At 70.4% G+C, this 15,971-nt stretch carries 18 protein-coding genes; 3 read left to right on the forward strand and 15 right to left on the reverse strand.

Annotated elements, in window-relative coordinates:
- Positions 1–6 precede the first annotated feature (6 nt).
- The 5 genes from L7N97_RS26390 to L7N97_RS26410 all read right to left on the reverse strand — a co-directional run bounded on the left by L7N97_RS26390 (position 7) and on the right by L7N97_RS26410 (position 4,514).
- Positions 7–912: a LysR family transcriptional regulator gene (locus L7N97_RS26390; RefSeq protein ID WP_237481434.1), complete on the reverse strand. Its 906-nt coding sequence runs from the start codon at positions 910–912 to the stop codon at positions 7–9.
- A gap of 121 nt (positions 913–1,033) precedes the next feature.
- The gene (locus L7N97_RS26395; RefSeq protein WP_237481436.1) at positions 1,034–2,002 is read right to left on the reverse strand and encodes an alpha/beta fold hydrolase; all 969 of its coding nucleotides are present in this window, start codon (positions 2,000–2,002) and stop codon (positions 1,034–1,036) included.
- A gap of 64 nt (positions 2,003–2,066) precedes the next feature.
- On the reverse strand, positions 2,067–2,450 hold the full coding sequence (locus L7N97_RS26400; protein WP_237481438.1) for a nuclear transport factor 2 family protein: 384 nt from the start codon (positions 2,448–2,450) through the stop codon (positions 2,067–2,069).
- A gap of 62 nt (positions 2,451–2,512) precedes the next feature.
- Positions 2,513–3,373, reverse strand: coding sequence for an alpha/beta fold hydrolase (locus L7N97_RS26405; protein WP_237482413.1), 861 nt, complete (start codon positions 3,371–3,373; stop codon positions 2,513–2,515).
- A gap of 262 nt (positions 3,374–3,635) precedes the next feature.
- Positions 3,636–4,514 (reverse strand): bestrophin-like domain, encoded by an 879-nt coding sequence (locus L7N97_RS26410; RefSeq protein ID WP_237481440.1) that lies wholly within the window; start codon positions 4,512–4,514, stop codon positions 3,636–3,638.
- Between L7N97_RS26410 and L7N97_RS26415 the strand changes: the two genes are divergently transcribed.
- Entirely contained in the window at positions 4,507–5,571 is a 1,065-nt protein-coding gene (locus tag L7N97_RS26415; protein WP_237482112.1) for an IS630 family transposase, read from the forward strand. The genes L7N97_RS26410 and L7N97_RS26415 overlap by 8 nt on opposite strands.
- 132 nt (positions 5,572–5,703) lie before the next feature.
- Here L7N97_RS26415 and L7N97_RS26420 read toward each other — a convergent pair whose 3' ends face one another.
- The 8 genes from L7N97_RS26420 to L7N97_RS26455 form a co-directional block, all read right to left on the reverse strand.
- On the reverse strand, positions 5,704–6,426 hold the full coding sequence (locus tag L7N97_RS26420) for a glycosyltransferase family 2 protein (protein ID WP_237481441.1): 723 nt from the start codon (positions 6,424–6,426) through the stop codon (positions 5,704–5,706).
- Between the two features lie 3 nt (positions 6,427–6,429).
- Positions 6,430–7,548, reverse strand: a complete 1,119-nt coding sequence (locus L7N97_RS26425; RefSeq protein ID WP_237481443.1) for a radical SAM/SPASM domain-containing protein — start codon at positions 7,546–7,548, stop codon at positions 6,430–6,432.
- On the reverse strand, positions 7,541–8,869 hold the full coding sequence (locus L7N97_RS26430) for an MptA/MptB family glycosyltransferase (RefSeq protein ID WP_237481444.1): 1,329 nt from the start codon (positions 8,867–8,869) through the stop codon (positions 7,541–7,543). Before L7N97_RS26430 ends, L7N97_RS26425 begins: the two co-directional genes overlap by 8 nt.
- Positions 8,857–10,056 carry a pyridoxal phosphate-dependent aminotransferase gene (locus tag L7N97_RS26435; protein WP_237481445.1) on the reverse strand — a complete coding sequence of 400 codons (1,200 nt, stop codon included), beginning with the start codon at positions 10,054–10,056 and terminating at the stop codon, positions 8,857–8,859. The genes L7N97_RS26430 and L7N97_RS26435 overlap by 13 nt, the downstream gene beginning before the upstream one ends.
- Before the next feature lie 73 nt (positions 10,057–10,129).
- Entirely contained in the window at positions 10,130–10,879 is a 750-nt protein-coding gene (locus L7N97_RS26440) for a TIGR04282 family arsenosugar biosynthesis glycosyltransferase (protein WP_237481447.1), read from the reverse strand.
- A gap of 14 nt (positions 10,880–10,893) precedes the next feature.
- The gene (locus L7N97_RS26445) at positions 10,894–11,337 is read right to left on the reverse strand and encodes a hypothetical protein (RefSeq protein WP_237481448.1); all 444 of its coding nucleotides are present in this window, start codon (positions 11,335–11,337) and stop codon (positions 10,894–10,896) included.
- Positions 11,338–11,411: 74 nt separating this feature from the next.
- Positions 11,412–12,185, reverse strand: a complete 774-nt coding sequence (locus tag L7N97_RS26450; RefSeq protein WP_237481450.1) for a molybdopterin-dependent oxidoreductase — start codon at positions 12,183–12,185, stop codon at positions 11,412–11,414.
- Positions 12,182–12,850, reverse strand: a complete 669-nt coding sequence (locus tag L7N97_RS26455) for a cytochrome b/b6 domain-containing protein (RefSeq protein WP_237481452.1) — start codon at positions 12,848–12,850, stop codon at positions 12,182–12,184. Before L7N97_RS26455 ends, L7N97_RS26450 begins: the two co-directional genes overlap by 4 nt.
- A gap of 361 nt (positions 12,851–13,211) precedes the next feature.
- Here L7N97_RS26455 and L7N97_RS26460 point away from each other — a divergent pair, with 361 nt between their 5' ends.
- Positions 13,212–13,373, forward strand: coding sequence for a hypothetical protein (locus L7N97_RS26460; protein ID WP_237481454.1), 162 nt, complete (start codon positions 13,212–13,214; stop codon positions 13,371–13,373).
- Positions 13,374–13,427: 54 nt separating this feature from the next.
- On the opposite strand, the gene L7N97_RS26465 is transcribed toward L7N97_RS26460, so the two are convergent.
- Together L7N97_RS26465 and L7N97_RS26470 are read right to left on the reverse strand one after the other, a co-directional pair.
- Positions 13,428–14,195, reverse strand: coding sequence for an SDR family oxidoreductase (locus L7N97_RS26465; RefSeq protein WP_237481456.1), 768 nt, complete (start codon positions 14,193–14,195; stop codon positions 13,428–13,430).
- Positions 14,196–14,451: 256 nt separating this feature from the next.
- Entirely contained in the window at positions 14,452–14,841 is a 390-nt protein-coding gene (locus L7N97_RS26470; RefSeq protein WP_237481457.1) for a nuclear transport factor 2 family protein, read from the reverse strand.
- Positions 14,842–15,344: 503 nt separating this feature from the next.
- Between L7N97_RS26470 and L7N97_RS26475 the strand changes: the two genes are divergently transcribed.
- Positions 15,345–15,542 carry a twin-arginine translocation signal domain-containing protein gene (locus L7N97_RS26475; protein WP_237481459.1) on the forward strand — a complete coding sequence of 66 codons (198 nt, stop codon included), beginning with the start codon at positions 15,345–15,347 and terminating at the stop codon, positions 15,540–15,542.
- Positions 15,543–15,971 lie beyond the last annotated feature (429 nt).

Below are 15,971 nucleotides of genomic sequence, written 5' to 3' on the forward strand. Positions count from 1 at the left end.
GGTGAGTCAAAGCTCGACCGCTGCCACCTGGTCCCGGAGCCGGGGAACGGCGAAATCGACGAAGGCCCGCAGCTTGAGCGGCAGGCGGTTCCGCCTGTCGTAGACGATGTGCACCGGCCGGGGCGCGGGCTCGAACCCTTCCAAGAGCAGCCGCAGGCGGCCGTCGCGCATATGGTCGACGACTTGGTAGGACAGGGTCCGGATCACTCCTGCGCCGGCGAGGCCCGCATCGATCGCCGCTTCGACGGTGCTGACGGTCAAGCGCGATCTGAGGGGCACGGCCATCTCTTCGCCGTTCGACGAGTAGCGCCAAGTCGCGGGAAGCGACATGCTCCCGAACGAGATCACGTCGTGGTGGGCAAGGTCCTGTGGGGCGGCCGGTGCCCCGCGCGAAGCAAGGTAGGCCGGGCTGGCGCAGGTCACCCGGCGGACCGCGCCGAGGCGGGTCGCGATCAGGCCGCTGTCGGGCAGGTCGCCGATGCGCAGGGCCACGTCGACCTGATCGTCGAGGAAATGGGTCACGCGGTCGGTCAGCATCAGCGCGACGGACACCTGCCGGAACGCCGCCAGGAAGGCGGTGACGACGGGCAGGACGTGGAGCCGGCCGAACGCCACTGGCGCGGTCACGACGAGGTCGCCCTTGGGTTCGACGTACTCGCCCGCGGCCGCCCGCTCGGCTTCATGCAGCTGCTCCAGCACGGCGCGGGCCGCCGCGACGTAGGTCCGGCCGGCGGGCGTCAGCTCCAGGCCCCTGGAGGATCGGATCAGGAGTTCCGCCTTCAGGTGGTCTTCGAGCTCGGACACCTTGCGGCTCACGGTGGCGAGTGGCTGGCCGAGCTTCCGGCTCGCCTTGGACAGGCTGCCGCACTCCACTGCCGTGAGCAGCACCTGCATCGCGTCCAAACGATCCATCGGCCTTCCAAGGGTGGGCCTCGCGGGCCCCGATCCTAAGCGGATCGCGGGCAAGCGCCACGCGTCCTTCCGCGTCGAACCCGTGCGGCGCCCCACCCCGGTCCGGCGAGCCTGGAGGTCGCTACGGCGAGGGCACATGCTCGGCCATGAAGGCGAGGACCAGCGCGGCAATCTCGTCGTTCTTCTCATCGAGCGCGAAGTGACCGGCGTCCAACAGATGGATCTCCGCGTCCGGCAGGTCGGCGCGGAAGGCCGTCGCCCCCGCCGCGACGAAGGACGGGTCGTTGGCGCCCCAGGCGACGAGGGTCGGGGGCCGGTGCTGTCGGAGCCACGCCTGCCAGGCGGGGTAGGCCGCGACGTTGGTCCGATAATCGGAAAGCAGCGCCGCCTGGATCTCGCGCTGGCCGGGCCTCGACAGATGCGCGATCTCGTCGGTCCAGGTGTCGGGATCGTAGCGCTCCGGATGCGAGGTGCCGAAGGTGTGGCGCTGCTCGGTCGCTTCCGGCGACAGGAAGGCGTCGAGCACTTCCGGGTGTGCGGACGGGTCTGACCAATATTGGGCGATTTTTTCCCATTTAACGCCGAGACCAGCCTGATAGATGTTGCCGTTCTGGCTGATGAGAGCCTGCAGGCGTTCGGGGTGGGCCAGGATCAGCCGCATCCCGACCGGCGCGCCGTAGTCATGGATGTAGAGGCTGTATTTGTCCAAGTGGAGGGCTTCCAGCAGGTGGTCCGTGGTCTGCGCCAAGTGGTCGAAGGTATAGGCGTAGGCCGACGGCGGCGGCGCTTCGCTCTGGCCGAAGCCCGGGAAATCGGGCGCGATCAGGTGGTAGCGCGTCGCCAGCATGGGGATGAGCGTGTCGAACTCCCGCGAGGACGATGGGAAGCCGTGCAGCAGCACGATTGTCGGCGCGTCCTTTGGGCCGGCCTCCCGATAGAAGACCCTGACCCCGTCGACCCGCGCGTGATGGTAGGTGGTCGTCGCCGTAGTCGAAGGCAGGGGATCCGCGGTCGCCGGGGAGGCCGTGAGCGCGGCCGCCCCGACGAGCACGGCCCCGACGAGCGCGGCACCGAGCTTCCCATATGTCATGGCTCAATCCTCCACTGTGAGCTTCGCCGGGGGCGCGCGTCCCGGCGAGGTCGGCCACGGCCGATCACGCGCGCCGCGCTTCCGCGACCGCAAGGGTGTCGATGTACTGGCGGAAGCGGGCGATCTTGCCATCCTTCAGCGTCCAGACGTGGGCGTAGCGCGCCTCGGCGGTCTTGCCTGTGGCGCGGTGGACGCCTCTGAAGTCGCCGAGCGACACCACGGTCTCGCCCTCGGCGATGAACCCGGTAGGCGCGAGCGAGAAGCTGGCCCACTCGGCCATCAAGGGCTTGAACAACCCTTCCGCGACGGCGGCGGGGCCCCGGCCCTCGACCTTGTAATGCCACATGGTGGTCCACTCGATATCGGGCGCCATCAGGCCGAGAGCGCCGGGAGCGTCCCCGGCGGCGAGCCGGTCGTAGAAGGCGCGGACGATGTCGGTCGGGGTCATGGTCGGCTTCGCTCAGTGGGAGTTTCGGTCGCCGCGGGCGCGCGGCGGCGACGGGTGCGGGATCAGCCCAGGTGGCGGTCGAGGAAGTCACGGACGGCGGCGCCGATCTCGTGGGCGTGGGTTTCCAGGGCGAAGTGGCCAGTTTCGAGGAAGCGGACTTCGGCGTTCGGAAGATCCCGCTTGAAGGCCTCCGCACCCGGAGGGACGAAGAATGGGTCGTTCCGACCCCAGATGGACAGCAGCTTCGGTGCACGCTCCCGGAAGTAGAGCTGAAATTCGGGGTACATCCTGACATTGTTTTTATAATCGAGGAACAGGTCGAGCTGGATCTCGTCTACGCCGGGGCGCTGCGTGTAGTGCGCGTCGAGCGTCCAACCGTCGGGCGAGACCCTGGACGTGTCCGGCACGCCGTGCTCGTACTGCCAGCGGATCGAGTCCGCGCTCAGCAGGCCTCGCAGCGCACCGCGATTCTCGTCGGTCGCGTCCTCCCAGTACTGTCGGATCGGATTCCAGCCTTCGCTGAGGCCCTCCTCGTAAGCGTTGCCGTTCTGGGAAACGATTGCCGTGATGCGGTCGGGATGGGCCAGCGCGAGGCGGAAGCCGGTGGGGGCGCCGTAATCGAAGACGTAGATCGCGAACCGTTCCAAGCCGAGCACCTCGGTGAAGCGGCCGATCACCTTGGCGATGGTCTCGAACGTGTAGGCGAAGGCGTCGCGGTCCGGCCGCTCCGTCCTGCCGAAGCCCGGCAGGTCCGGGGCGACCACGTGATACGTGCCGGCCAACTCAGGGATCAGGTCGCGGAACATGTGGCTGGCGCTGGGAAAGCCGTGCAGGAGCAGCACGACCGGAGCGCTCGGGTCGCCGGCGGACCGGTAGAACCCCTTGAGGCCGTCGACGTCGACGGTGTTGAAGAGGACGGTCATCTCTCGATCTTTCAGGTTCCGGAGGCACCAGCCTGCCCGGTCGATGGTGATGATGTCGGACACTCCGGCTCGGCCCGGCAGCGAGCGATTCCGGGAAGCGTCCTTCCATCCGCTGGAAGGCTGGAGATCGCGCCTCGCGAGCCCGCGTGGCGTCCGAGCGAAGCCGCGCCCCGCGTCGTGGAGCGATCCTGCGGACGGCGTGGGAGCCGTCGCACCCGACGTCCCGCCTCGAGCGCGGCGAGCATGGCAGCCGGCGGTTCGGTCATCGTCCGCCCATTTCCTCCTCGACGCCCGCGAAGGCTTTCGGCGTAATACGCAGGTCGCCTTGGAACGGATGCCCGAGGGCCACGATCATCACGAGGACAAGGACGCCCGACAGCGACAACAGCGACGTCATGGCGAGGTGCAGGCGCAGGTCGGATGTGCCGAGCAGTGCGGCACACATCAGTGTCATGCCGCCGCCGGAGATCAGGACGAACCAGATCACAGGTGGGATCTGCGACTCCGCCGCGGATCGCCTCCCGTCACGCGCGTCACGCAGGCGGGCGAGCCCGGCGATCAAAGCAGCCTGAAGGTTGCCTACGCCGATGTCCGGGGGGCGCAGCCCGGTCACGATCGTGTCGGCGCGATCGAGGGGCGGGTTGCTGGCCTGAACCACGCGGCCTGCGGCCTGGTCGGGCCACTCCACCTCGCGCACGGCTCGCGCGTAAGCGATGAAGCTTTCGCGCAGGTCCGTCCGCTCGGGCTCGGGCAGGGCTGCTGCGATCCCATGCAGGTCGAGGAGGACAGTCGCCTCTCGGCTCGCGGCCGTTTGAGCCGCATCGAATCTTTCCCAGGCCAGCATCGCGACGAACGCGAGCAACACACCGAATGTCAGCCCCACGACGGACAGGATAGCGGCCGTGAGGGCATCGTGGCGTCGGCGGAGGCTCGCCGGAAACACGCGCTCGACCGTGATCCCCATGAGGAGCGCCGCCCCGATGCCGCAAGCCGCCAGGGGAAGTGCAACGGCCCAGATCGAGTAGCGATAGACCGCATCGGGGTGCATGATGGCTTGAAGCATATCGATATAGCCCGATTCCGTGAGGATGCGGGGTTGACGGCGGGGTCGCTTTCGATTCGGTTTTGTGTCGATGATCAAGCGCCATTTCCTGAGCAAGGACGATCGTGCGCGGCTGACGGGCATCGCGCGGGATGGGCTTGAGGAGCATCGGGTCGCCCGGCGCGCCAACGCGATCCTTTTGTTGGACAAGGGCTGGAGTTGCGAGCAGGTTTCGGAGGCTCTCCTCCTGGACGACGACACGATCCGGAGCTGGTTCAAGGTTTATCGCGAGGGCGGCGTACCGGCTCTGGCGCGCTTCGACTTGGCGGGCGGGCACCGCGCCTTGACGGTGGAGCAGCTCACGGCCCTGAAAGCCTGGGCCACGGAGGCGCTTCCGGCGTCGACACGCGCGATCGGTCATCACATCCGGACGACGTATGGCATGTCGTACACGCGATCCGGTTTGATCAAGCTGATGGCGGCGCTGGATTTTGTCTGGCGCAAGCCTGACCTTGTGCCCTCGCATCTCGACCTTGCGGCGCAGGAAGCGTTCATCGAGCAGCATGAGCGGCTCCGCAACGGCCTTGGGGCCGACGAAGCGATCGTCTACGGCGATGCCGTTCACCCGACCCATCAGACGCGACCGGCGGGCGTGTGGATGCCGCGTGGCGCCGACGTCGCGGTTCCTGCGGCGTCGGGCCGTGATCGCATGAACATCCATGGTGTGATCGACCTGGAGACCGGCGCGACGCGGATGAAGGAAGTGCTTTCGGTCGATGCGCAAAGCACGATCGAGCTTCTGACCTCCATCGAGAACGCCTACACGACGATGCGTCGGATCCATGTCTATCTGGACAACGCCCGCTATCATCATGCCCGTGCTGTTCAGGATTGGATGAGGCAACCGGGACGGCGCATCGTGCTTCACTTCATCCCGAGTTACTGCCCTCACCTCAACCCGATCGAGCGGCTCTGGGGCGTGATGCACCAGAACGTCACCCACAACCGGTACTATGCCACATTCAAGGACTTCGCGGAGGCGATCCTGACATTCCTCAAGGAAACGGTCCCGAAGCACTTCAGTCGCTTCTCATCCCGAATCACCGATAACTTCCGCATCCGAGACCCAAAGGATTCTCGGGTCGTCGCGTCGTAGATGTATACTTAGGTTTCCGCGCTGATGATAGGGACGGTCGAGCACAGCCGGACGAGCGTCCGCCCTCCAGGGTGCGCCGGCTCACGCGATGCCTGATCGGAGTTCCAAAGAGGGGCGAAGAGCGGGATCTCCTCAGGCATGGGGTCCTCGGAGCGTCGCGGCCAAGCGCAGCACGGTGCGGACCAGCACGACGGAGGCGCGCAGCGTCGGCCCGAGCCGGCCCGACACCTTGGACACGCCGCCGACCCGGCGCCGGCATCCGACCGGCACCTCCAGCACGCGCAGGCCGCGCGCCGCGGCGCGCATCTGCATCTCGACGTTCCAACCGAAGCTCATCTCCGCCATGCCGAGGCCGTCGAGGGCGGGCCGCGCGATGGCCCGGAAGGGCCCCATGTCGGTCGAGCGCAGGCCGTAGAGCGCGCGCAGCATGAGGCCCGCGATGCGCCCGGCCGCGACCTGGGCGGCGCCGAGGCTGCCGGGCTCGCGCGGACCCCGCAGGCGCGAGCCGAGCACGAGGTCGGCCCGCCCCGCCAGCACGGGGCCGATCACCTCGCCCGCCAACTCGACGCGGTCGGATCCGTCGCCGTCCACGAAGGCGATCACGACGGCGTCGGGCCGCGCCGCGGCCGCGCCCGTCGAGCAGGCCCGGCCGTAGCCGCGCCGCCGCTCGACCATCACGCGTGCCCCGGCGGCCGCGGCCCGCGCCGCGGTGCCGTCGCGCGAGCCGCCATCGACCACCACCACCTCGTCGAGCCCGGCCGCGAGCAGCGCCCGCACGACGCCGCCGACCGCCGCTTCCTCGTCGAGGCAGGGCACCACGATGGACACGACGCCCTCGGCGTCCCCGGCCCGCACGCCCTACAGGCTCCAGCGCAGGCCGCAGTTCGCACAGGCGGTCGGGGGGCGGGCCGACTGGAGCGCGGCGCGGAAATCGCGGTAGCGGGAACCGTTCCAGATCTCCTCCAGCGTTTCCTGCGTGGCGTCGCCGAGCGTGTAGTTCTCGTAGCCGGCCTGGGCGAAAGGCGCGATGCAGCACGGCAGCGCCCGGCCGTTGGCGGTGAAGTACATCACGGTCCAGGGCCGCCCGCACAGCGACCACGGATTGCTGTCCGCCTTGCGCTCCAGGCTCATCCCGGGCTCGGATGCCGCGCCCGAGGCCGAGAAGGTGAGGCCGAGCGCGTCCGCGACGCGCTCCGCTTCGGCGATGTGCCCGGCTTCCTCCGCGTCGAGGCTCTCGAACAGCGCCTGGTCGGGCCTGGCCTTGCCGACCGCGCCCTCCTCGAAGAACACGAGGCGCTGGAGGTATACCTCGCGCACGCCGATGTCGGCGGCGAGCCGCACGAAGGCGGGCAACTCGGCCACGGTCTCCTTCAGCCCCGTCAGCCAAGCCGACACGCGGGGCTTGGCCAAGCCTTCGCGCTCCTGCAGGGCGCGGAAGCGGGCGACGTTCTTCAGGATGCGCTCGAAATAATCGACGCCGCGCACCGCGAGGTAGCTTTCTCGCGTGGACGCGTCGAGCGACACGCGCAGCTCGTCGAGGCCGGCGTCGATCAGGGCGCGGCCGTTGCGCTCGTTCAACACCGTGCCGTTGGTGTTGAACAGCACGTGGGTGCCGCGGTCCTTCAGGTAGCGCACCATCGTAGGCAGGTCCTTGACCAGCATGGGCTCGCCGACGCCGTGCATCACGGCGCGCTTCAAGTCCGGGATCTGGTCGACGATGCGGGTGAACAGGTCCCACGACAGGTCCGCCGGTGGCTCCAACTCGACGTAGGTGCGCGGGCAGGTCGTGCACAGCAGGTTGCAGCGGTTGGTCACCTCCAGGTAGAGGCAGACGGGCGGCCGCGCCGCCACGGGGGAGCGGGCCGGGTCGGCGGCCTCGTGGTAGCGCCGGGGATCGACGGCGGGCGACATCGGCGCCGCGGCATCGGCGAGCGCCGCCGTCGCGCCGCCCGCCACGGCCTTGACCTCATCAAGCATCGGAAACCTCGACCACGCCGCGCCAGGACCGGACGTCCCGTGCCGCGGCGAGGAGCACGAAAGTCATCAGGAGGGACCAACGGAGCAGGAACGCGGGCGCGTCCGCGTTGAAGCCGTAGAGCAGGAAGCCGCCCGTGATCAGAACGAAGGGGCTCCACAGGCCGAGCAGCGCCGTGAAGGGCGCGGCGACGAGGAAGTACCATGGGAAGGTCGGCGTCAGGAGGCATAGAAACGTCACGGCGAGCAGCGCCGTGCCGCCGAGTGCCGCGCGCAGCGACGCGTCGCCCTTCCATCGCGTCCGGAGCGCCAGCGCGAGCAGCGCCGCGGCGGCCAGGGCAGCATAGGCGGCCGCCATCCAGGGACGGGCCAGCCCCGCGGCGCCGAGCAGCGCCAACGGCAGGACGCCGCCGCCGGTGTCGAGGCCTTGCTCGTGCGCGTAGCTCGGCAGGAAGCCGACGACGCCAACCCCGGCCGACAGCGCAAAGGGCAGGTAACACAGCGCCGCGAACGCCAGCACGGCGAGCGGCAGGAGGACGCGCCACGGTCGCCACAGCGCCGGCAGGCCGAGCGCCGCCATCGGCTTGGCGAGGGCGCCGAGCGTCATGGCGAGCGCGGCGGCGTAGGGTCGCGCCGCGCCGCCGCCCCAGGCCAGGGCGCCGAACAGGGCGGCCAGCACGGCGGCGTCGGCGTGGCCGTTTCCGGCGATCTCCCAAAGCGGCGCCGGGTGGAGGAGATAGGCGGCGAGCCACGCCCGCTGGCGACCGAGGCGGGACAGCAGCCGTGCCATGGCCAGCACGGCGAAGCCTTCGAGCAGCACCATCGCGCCCTTCATGACGACCACCGATGACGACACCCGCGTCACCAGGGCGAACAGGGCTTCGGCGACCGGCGGGTAGATCGTGACGGCGTAGTCGCGCTTGTCGATCAGGCCGTATTGCGCGGGGTCGCGCAGGTACGCGAGGGCCGGGTCGGCCGGGACGTGGGTGTAGGGGTCGAAGCCGGCCGCCACCACGCGCCCGTCCCAGATGTAGCGGTACACGTCGCCCGACAGGGTCGGCACGGTGAACAGCAGGGCGATACGCAGGGCGACTGCCAGGGCGATGATGCTCGGCAGGGCCGTGCGGGCCGGGCTGCGCAGCGCCAGCGCCGCGGCGGCGAGCGCGAGGAAGCCTTGCGCGAAGGCGCAGCCGTAGAACAGGAGGTCGCTGCGCGCCCGGCCGACGGCGGTGCCGAGCGTGCAAAGAGCCACCAGCACCAGCACTGCGACAAGAGCCAGGGGTGCTTCGCGGGCGCGGGAGGGAACGGCGCTCACCCCGTGCATGCGGCGCTTCCCCGCGACGAGGTCAACCGAAGGAGGTGAGCCTCGAGAGCCGCCAGCGCCGGACCGCTGCCCAGCCGGCCGAGGCCGATGCGCAGGCGGTCGTCCGGGACCTGCGCCAGGGGCGATCGCCACAGGGTGGACGGCGCCACGAGCAGGCCGGCCTGCCGCGCCAGGGTGTCGGCGAAGCGCGCGGCTCCCTCTGCGCCGCGGAAGCGCGGAAACGCGAAGGCGAGGTTGGCCGGGAGGTCCGCCTCGAACAGGTCCGGGAAGCGGTCGAGCAGCGCCCGCAGCCGGCGATGGTTGCGCCGCCCGATCGACCGCGCGAGAGCCGTGATGCGGGCCTCCATCTCGAGGGCGACATGGGCCAGCACTTCGCTCGGGCCGGACAGGCAGCTCGACAGCAGGCTCTTCTGCGCTATCGCCCGGTCGAGCAGGCCCTTGTCGCGGCATGCGGCCCAGCCGACGCGCAGGCCCGGCAGCCCGAACCCCTTCGAGAGCCCGTTGATTGACACCCCCTTCTCGTAAATGTCGGCCACCGCAGGGGCACCGCCCCCGGCGTCGGTCTGGCCGTACACCTCGTCGTTGACCAGCCACAGCCCGTGCCGCCGGCACAGAGCGACGAGGCCGCCGAGCGTCGCCGGCCCGAGCGAGGCGCCGGTGGGACTGTTGGGGAAGTTCGCCACCACAAGTCGGGTGTTCGGGCGGATCGCGGCCGCGACGCGGTCGAGGTCGAGCGACCAGCCGCGGTCGGGGTCGAGGGCGACGCCGCTGGCCGCGCAGAGGCCCGTGACGGCGAGTTCGGACGGTCCATAGATCGGCACCACCACGACGGCGTGGTCGACCGGCCGGAGTACCGCGCGCAGCACGCAGGCGATCGCCTCCTGCGCGCCGTTGCAGGCCAGGACGCCGCCGTCGCCGAGCGCCTCGTAGCGCCCCGCGATCGCGGCGCGGAGCCAGGGCGCGCCGCGCGGATCGGCGTAGCCGAGGCCGACGCCGTGCCAGCGCCGCAGATCCTCGGTCCCGGCGTAGCGCAGCAGCGTCGACAGGTGCAGCGTCTGCGAGTCGGAGGCCGCGAGATCCTGGATTGCGCAATCAGCCCAGCGGGACAGGAAGTCCGCGAGCGGGAAGGACCCCGCGCCGCCGCCGGCCCGGGCGGCGGCTTCGCCGGTGTCCGCGGGCGCGCTCACGCCGGACCGGCCGGGTTCGAGGCCGGGCGACGGTGCATGGCGCGGCGCAGGAGGAGCGTGGCGGATCCCGCCCTCATGCCGTCACGGCGTCCGGGATGGCGAGGCGGCTCAGGGCCGCGCGCGTCGCTGGCGCGCCGTAGCCGTGCGCCTCGGTGCGCATCCGTTCCAGCGCGGCCGCGTCGTCCACGTCGTACCAAGCCTCGATCTCGACGAGGTCGAGGCCGATCTCGGCCGCCCGCCGCCGCGTCGTCCCGGCGACGGCGTCGGTGCTCCAGGCGATGTCCGCGAACAGGCGCGCGTGGACGCGCTTCAGGCCGAGCAGGTAATAGCCGCCGTCGTCGCAGGCGCCGAGCACGCCGCGCTCGCCCGGCTCCAGCAGCAGGCGGGCCGCCTCGACCAGGAGGCGGGTCGGCAGGGTCGGGACGTCGGAACTGAGCACGCAGGCCGCCGCGTGACCGAGGATCAACAGGGCCTCGACGGCCTGGAACAGGCAGCGTCCGAAGCCGTCGACGCCGGACGGCGCGGCGGCGCTCCCGTCGGCGAGGACGAGCGCGGTGCCGGGCGCGAGGTGGAGTTTCACCGCCTCCTCGCTCCCGGCCGGCGCATAGGCGGCGTAGGGGATGATGGGCGCTCCGCGCGCGGCTGCGAACAGGTTGTCGGTGGTGTCGCGCAGGAAGGCGGCGCTCAGGGCCGCGGCATGATCGGGCGCGAGCGGCGGACAAAGCCGCGTCTTGGACAGGCCACTGCGGGGCGCCTTGGCCATGACGGCCACCGCGCAGGTGGTGCCCTGGCCGCCCCGGACCGGGCGCGGCGCTCCGCCCATGGTGCTTCCGGCGCTCAATGGAACGGCGCCACGAGGCCGACGCGGATCGTCTCGTCGGGGGTCAACGCGACCGCGGAGGCCGGCGCGAAATCCGGCAGGGCGAGCAGGCGCTCGGACGTGATGTCCATCAGGCCCACATATTCCCCGAGCAGCGCGACCGCGTCGACGGGGACGCTCACCCGCCGCGAGCCGAAGCCCCACCAATCGACCCAGCCGAGGCCGAGCCAGTCCAGCCCGAGCCGGCCGTCGAGGTGTACCACCACGTCGAGCGCGCCGTCGCCGCGGCGCACGACCCCGGCGACGCGGCCGAGCACCGGCTGCCACTCGTAGGGGGCCAGAAGTTCCCGCCCGACGAGGGCGCCGACGCGGACGGGCTGCGGGAAGCGACCACTCGCCCGGCTCGCCATCTGCGCGCCGGACATGCCGCCCGGCGGCGGCATGTCCTCGGGCAGCGGCATGGGGCCGGGGCTCTGCGCGCGTGCCGGCAGAGACAGGGCCGCGGCCAACAGGAGGGCGACGATCGAAGGTCTCCTCACAGGCCCGCGAACCAGTTGAAGCCGAGCCTTTCCCAGTAACCGCCTGTATAGGTGTTGGAGACTTCGATCGCCGTGATCCATTTCGGATTCTTGAAGCCGAGCTTCACCGCCGTGCGCAGGCGGAGCGGGAAGCCGAAGGGGTCCCCCAACGCGTCCCCCGCGTAGCCCGTCGCCAGCAGCGTCTGCGGATGCAGGGCGCTGGCCATGTCGATGCTGCTCGGATAGTCGTCCGCGGTCCTGAACGCGACGTATCTCGCGCTGAGGTCGGCGCCGACCCGCTCCAGGAAGGCGCGGAGCGGCACGCCGGACCACTGCCCGATGTAGCTCCATCCCTCGACGCAGACGTGGCGGATGACGATTTCTCGCTGCGGCAGGGCGGCGAGCCGCTCCAGGGTCCAGGGCTGCTTGTCGGCGATCAGCCCCGCGAGTTCGAGGCGCCAGGACGTGCCGTCGACGGGCTTCACCTTGTCGATGCCGTAGTACGCGTTGAACCGCGGCGGCCGGAGCACCTCCGAGACCGGGAACTCGGGGGCGAGCTTGTCGGGATCGAACAGGCGCGCCTGCACCCAGTCATTGAACGCGGACATGCGGAGCAGGCCGCTCTGCACGGAGGCCGGCTGCGTGACGTCGCAGCCGGTCAGCATCGTGAGGGCGCCGAGCGACAGGCCGCCGCGGATGAGCCCGCGGCGCTCCAGGCCCCCGATCGCCGCGCGGTGGTCGTCGAGGATCGCCGGGTCGGGGAGGCGGAGGGGCCGGAAGGGCGACCTCATCGGGCGGCCTCCGCGCGTCCCGCCGCGGCGCGGCGCGGCGGGACGCGCGGGCCGCCGACCACCATCGCCACGAGCGTGCGCGGCACGAGCAGCGCCAGAGCGACGTGGACGGTGAGGAAGCCGACGATGACAGCCATGCCCGCGAAGTGAGCGACTCGCGCGCCCTGGAAGCCGCCGAACAGCGCGATCAGCCCCGAAAATTGCGTGGGCTTCCACAGCGCAAAGCCCGTCACGACCTGGGCGACGCCGGCGAGGATCGCGACGATGTAGAGGAGCTTCTGGACCGCGTTGTAGACCGTGAGGTCTTCGTGGGCGATGTGCAGGCGCAGGGTGTCGCGCACGGTTTCGACGATCTCGGCCGGGCGGATCGGAAGGAGGCGCTCGCGAAAGCGGCCCGTCGCGAAGCCGTAGACGAGGTAGACGGCGCCGTTGATCATCAGCAGCCACATGAAGGCGAAGTGGTACAGCAGGCTTTCGGCCGCCCAGGAGCCGAACTTCAGGCCGTCCCAGAAGTAAATGAAGTGGAACACGACCGCGTCGTCATAGATGCCCCAGCCCGAGCCGATCATCGCGATCATGGCCAGTGCGTTGAGCCAATGCATGGCCCGCACCGGCCAGGGGTGGAGGCGGCGGGGCTCGGATGCGGCGATCGCGGGTGCGTTCATGGCCGTGCGTCTCGCGAGTGCGGGCCGTGCGGCGGGATCCCCGTCGAGGGTCGCACGGGCGGGGAGCAGGAAGCGTCGCGGGGCGAAATTCTCGAAGCGATGGGGGCCTCCGACGCTGGCGCATCGGCCGTGGGGAGAGCCGGTGCGCGCCGAACCTATCCGGTCGCCGGCGTCTCGAAGGCCATTTGCGCGTGCGTCATCGTCCGGAAAAGGTGCGCTCGCGTCGACCCTGCTCCTGCCCTGGTCCGTCAGTCCCCAGTCTTCAGGCGAGCCGAGGGGGCCCGCTCCGCATCGGGAACCTCGTCGCCGGCTTCCCGCCCCTGTGGCGGGCGGCGTCGATGCGGGCGCGCTCGATGAAGGCTTGCGGCGTCAGGCCGAGCTGTTCGGCGAAGAGTCGGGCGACGCCGCACTCGCTCATGCCCACCACCCCGACGAGGCGCGCGACGCCGAGACCACCTTCGGCAACTTGAGGGCGGACGTGCTGGCCGACAAGGACGCAAACGTCTACAGCGGCGACTTCTGAGGTTCATCGAAGGTTTGCGCTGGACGAGTTGACGGCGTCCGACGCCTCCGGGCCTCACGGCACTTTCGTTTCTCCGCCGTCGACCCGCAGGGCCGTGCCGGTGATCCAGCGGCTGTCCGGCGCGAACAGGAAGGCGACCGCGTTGGCGATGTCCTCCGGCTGCCCATAGCGGGCGATGCCGGCCTCGACCGCGTGGTGATCGCTCGCGGCCCCCAGCGTGAGGCCGTGCGCATCGGCGTAGCCCTGGAGCATCGTCCGCCGCCGGTCGGTCATGACCGAGCCGGGCAGGATGGTGTTGACTTGCAAGCCGTCCCCGATGCCGCGTTCGGCGAACGCCTTGGCGAGCGCCAGGATCGCGGCGTTGATCGTGCCGACGGCGGCCAGCGACGCCTTGGGGGCGTAGGCGGTCGTGCCCGACGTGATCGCGACCGAGCCGCGCGCGGCCCTGAGCGCATCCCAGGCTGCGGCCGTGAGGCGTCGGGCGGAGTGGAACTTGAGAGCGAGGCCGTCGTCCCACTGCTCGTCCGTCAGCGCGAACAGGTCGGCCTGGGGGACCGCGCCGGCGATGCACGCGACGGCGTCGATCCGGCCGAAGCGCTCGAGCGTGGCGGCCACGACGGGTCCGGCCGCATCAGGCCGGCGGAGGTCCAGGGCGAGGGGGAGGGGTTCGGCCCCCGCCGCCCGCACGGCCTCGGCAGCCTCCGCGAGGGTCGCCTGCGTCCGTGCCACGAGCACCACGGCGCCGAAGTCGCGGGCGAGCCGGATGGCGGTCGCGCGCCCGATGCCGCGGCTCGCGCCGGTGACGATCGCGACGCGGTCCATCAGGCGCGAGCCCCGGCGGGCCGGCGGAGGACGGCGCACCTCCCGTCGCGGACCGTCCGCCCGACGTCGGGCGCGGTCGGGGCGAGTGTGCCAGTCGCATGCTCGACGGAAGCTTTGTCGTTGGAAGCGCGGACGATGGCGCGGGCGTCGTTCATGGTCGATCTCCGGAAGTCTCGAAACGGATCGCTTCCCGCCCGCGGCACACACGGGCTTGGCGACCAGGACGCATACGTGTGGGGAGCGCGGGGCGGCCGTGTCAGCCGAGGTGGCGAGCGGGCTCTATCTTGCCGGTGTCGATGAACTGGCGGTGCCGAACGATCTTGCCGTCCCTCACCTCCCAGATGTGGGAATAGTCGACCTCCACGTGCTTGCCGGTCCCGCGGTTCGTGCCTTGGAACCGCCCCACCGACACGACCTTGTCGCCATCGCAGATGAACTCGTGCGGCGTCAGCGTGTATGGCTCCCATTCACGCATCGCGGGCAGGAGCATGCCTTCGAGGACCTTCTGCGGGCCGCGGCCATCGACCTCGTAGTCCATCATGGTGATCCACTCGATGTCGTCGGACATCAGGGCGAGGGCGCCATCCGCATCGCCGGCGGTCAGCCTCGCGTAGAGTTGCTTCACAGTCTCAAGAGGTGTCGCCATCGCGTTCAGCCCGTCTCTCGGTCATGGACACGGCATCGGCGGCCGGGCCCGTGGCAACCGATTACTCGCCTTCCTGTCGGGGGATGTAGCCGCTCACATCGGTAGGCGCCCTTTCGCGGTATGGAAGGGCTGGATGGGTCCGATCGCGCCGGCCGGCGGTCAGCACTTCGACCGCCGGCGAGCGCGAACGCGCACCGCCGCTCGTTTGATATGACCTGCCGGACGTGCGTCGGCATCTTCAGACGGCCAGCATAACAGAGGTGATCGGCTGGCGGGCGATTCCTGATCAGGAGTGCGGCCGCCGTGATCCCATCCATGGCGCGCGACTGACGACGCCATCGAAGCCTCCGGTCGCCTCGGCCGTGCTGTCGCCGGACAGCTTCGCTGGCGCCACCGCCGTCACGGCGGCAGATCGCACCCTGTTCGGACGATAGCGGACGCTTTCGACATTCAGCACGCTCTCCGGTCCGCTAGGTTTCCGCTTGGACTTCTTGGAGGACTCAATGCTCTTTCTGCGCACATCGGCAATCGCTGGTCTAATGCTTGCGACGACGGCCCTGCTTCACGTCTCACCCGCACTCGCGGCACACACCTATCTGGAAAATAAAAACGGCGGCTCCTATCAGGTGTCTCCCGCCATGATGCATGCCATCGACGTGATCGTCGCGGAGAAGATGAAGATGATGCGTCACCGGCGCTGAACGGCATGGGCTCTGGCGGTCAGCCGGCGCGCTCGCGCGTCACAGTCGATGGCGCCGCGCCCGGCGGCGACCACAAGGCCGACACGGACGCGGACGGGCGAGGCATCGTGACGGGACGCAGCGCTCCTGCCAGCTTGCCTGGCAGGAGCGTGCCGTCGCCGGAAACACAATCGAGACCATCTTCAGCTGTCCCCGGCGCGCAGGCCTACGTGTCCACGCTCGTTTGACCGCGCGGGATGCCTCGGCAACGCCGCCGGGCCTGACCCATCGGATCTGGAGAGCCGCGGACACTGGCGACCGAGGTTGGGCCACGCCGGCACGCCCCTTGCCGGACGATGTCGCACCCGTGTGGTGCCTCGCTGGCGCGGAGCATCGCGTAGGGTCGAGGCCGAGCTGTCCCATCCCGGTCGCCCTGCCGGCGTCGGACAT

It is taken from the genome of Lichenibacterium dinghuense (assembly GCF_021730615.1).
Classification (GTDB): Bacteria; Pseudomonadota; Alphaproteobacteria; order Rhizobiales; family Beijerinckiaceae; genus Lichenihabitans; species Lichenihabitans dinghuensis.

Coding starts and splice junctions, on each gene's coding strand:
- L7N97_RS26390 (WP_237481434.1), bottom strand. CDS start 912: ATGGATCGTTTGGACGCGATGCAGGTGCTGCTCACGGCAGTGGAGTGC.
- L7N97_RS26395 (WP_237481436.1), bottom strand. CDS start 2,002: ATGACATATGGGAAGCTCGGTGCCGCGCTCGTCGGGGCCGTGCTCGTC.
- L7N97_RS26400 (WP_237481438.1), bottom strand. CDS start 2,450: ATGACCCCGACCGACATCGTCCGCGCCTTCTACGACCGGCTCGCCGCC.
- L7N97_RS26405 (WP_237482413.1), bottom strand. CDS start 3,373: ATGACCGTCCTCTTCAACACCGTCGACGTCGACGGCCTCAAGGGGTTC.
- L7N97_RS26415 (WP_237482112.1), top strand. CDS start 4,507: ATGATCAAGCGCCATTTCCTGAGCAAGGACGATCGTGCGCGGCTGACG.
- L7N97_RS26425 (WP_237481443.1), bottom strand. CDS start 7,548: ATGCTTGATGAGGTCAAGGCCGTGGCGGGCGGCGCGACGGCGGCGCTC.
- L7N97_RS26430 (WP_237481444.1), bottom strand. CDS start 8,869: ATGCACGGGGTGAGCGCCGTTCCCTCCCGCGCCCGCGAAGCACCCCTG.
- L7N97_RS26440 (WP_237481447.1), bottom strand. CDS start 10,879: ATGGGCGGAGCGCCGCGCCCGGTCCGGGGCGGCCAGGGCACCACCTGC.
- L7N97_RS26445 (WP_237481448.1), bottom strand. CDS start 11,337: ATGCCGCTGCCCGAGGACATGCCGCCGCCGGGCGGCATGTCCGGCGCG.
- L7N97_RS26450 (WP_237481450.1), bottom strand. CDS start 12,185: ATGAGGTCGCCCTTCCGGCCCCTCCGCCTCCCCGACCCGGCGATCCTC.
- L7N97_RS26455 (WP_237481452.1), bottom strand. CDS start 12,850: ATGAACGCACCCGCGATCGCCGCATCCGAGCCCCGCCGCCTCCACCCC.
- L7N97_RS26465 (WP_237481456.1), bottom strand. CDS start 14,195: ATGGACCGCGTCGCGATCGTCACCGGCGCGAGCCGCGGCATCGGGCGC.
- L7N97_RS26470 (WP_237481457.1), bottom strand. CDS start 14,841: ATGGCGACACCTCTTGAGACTGTGAAGCAACTCTACGCGAGGCTGACC.
- L7N97_RS26475 (WP_237481459.1), top strand. CDS start 15,345: ATGCTCTTTCTGCGCACATCGGCAATCGCTGGTCTAATGCTTGCGACG.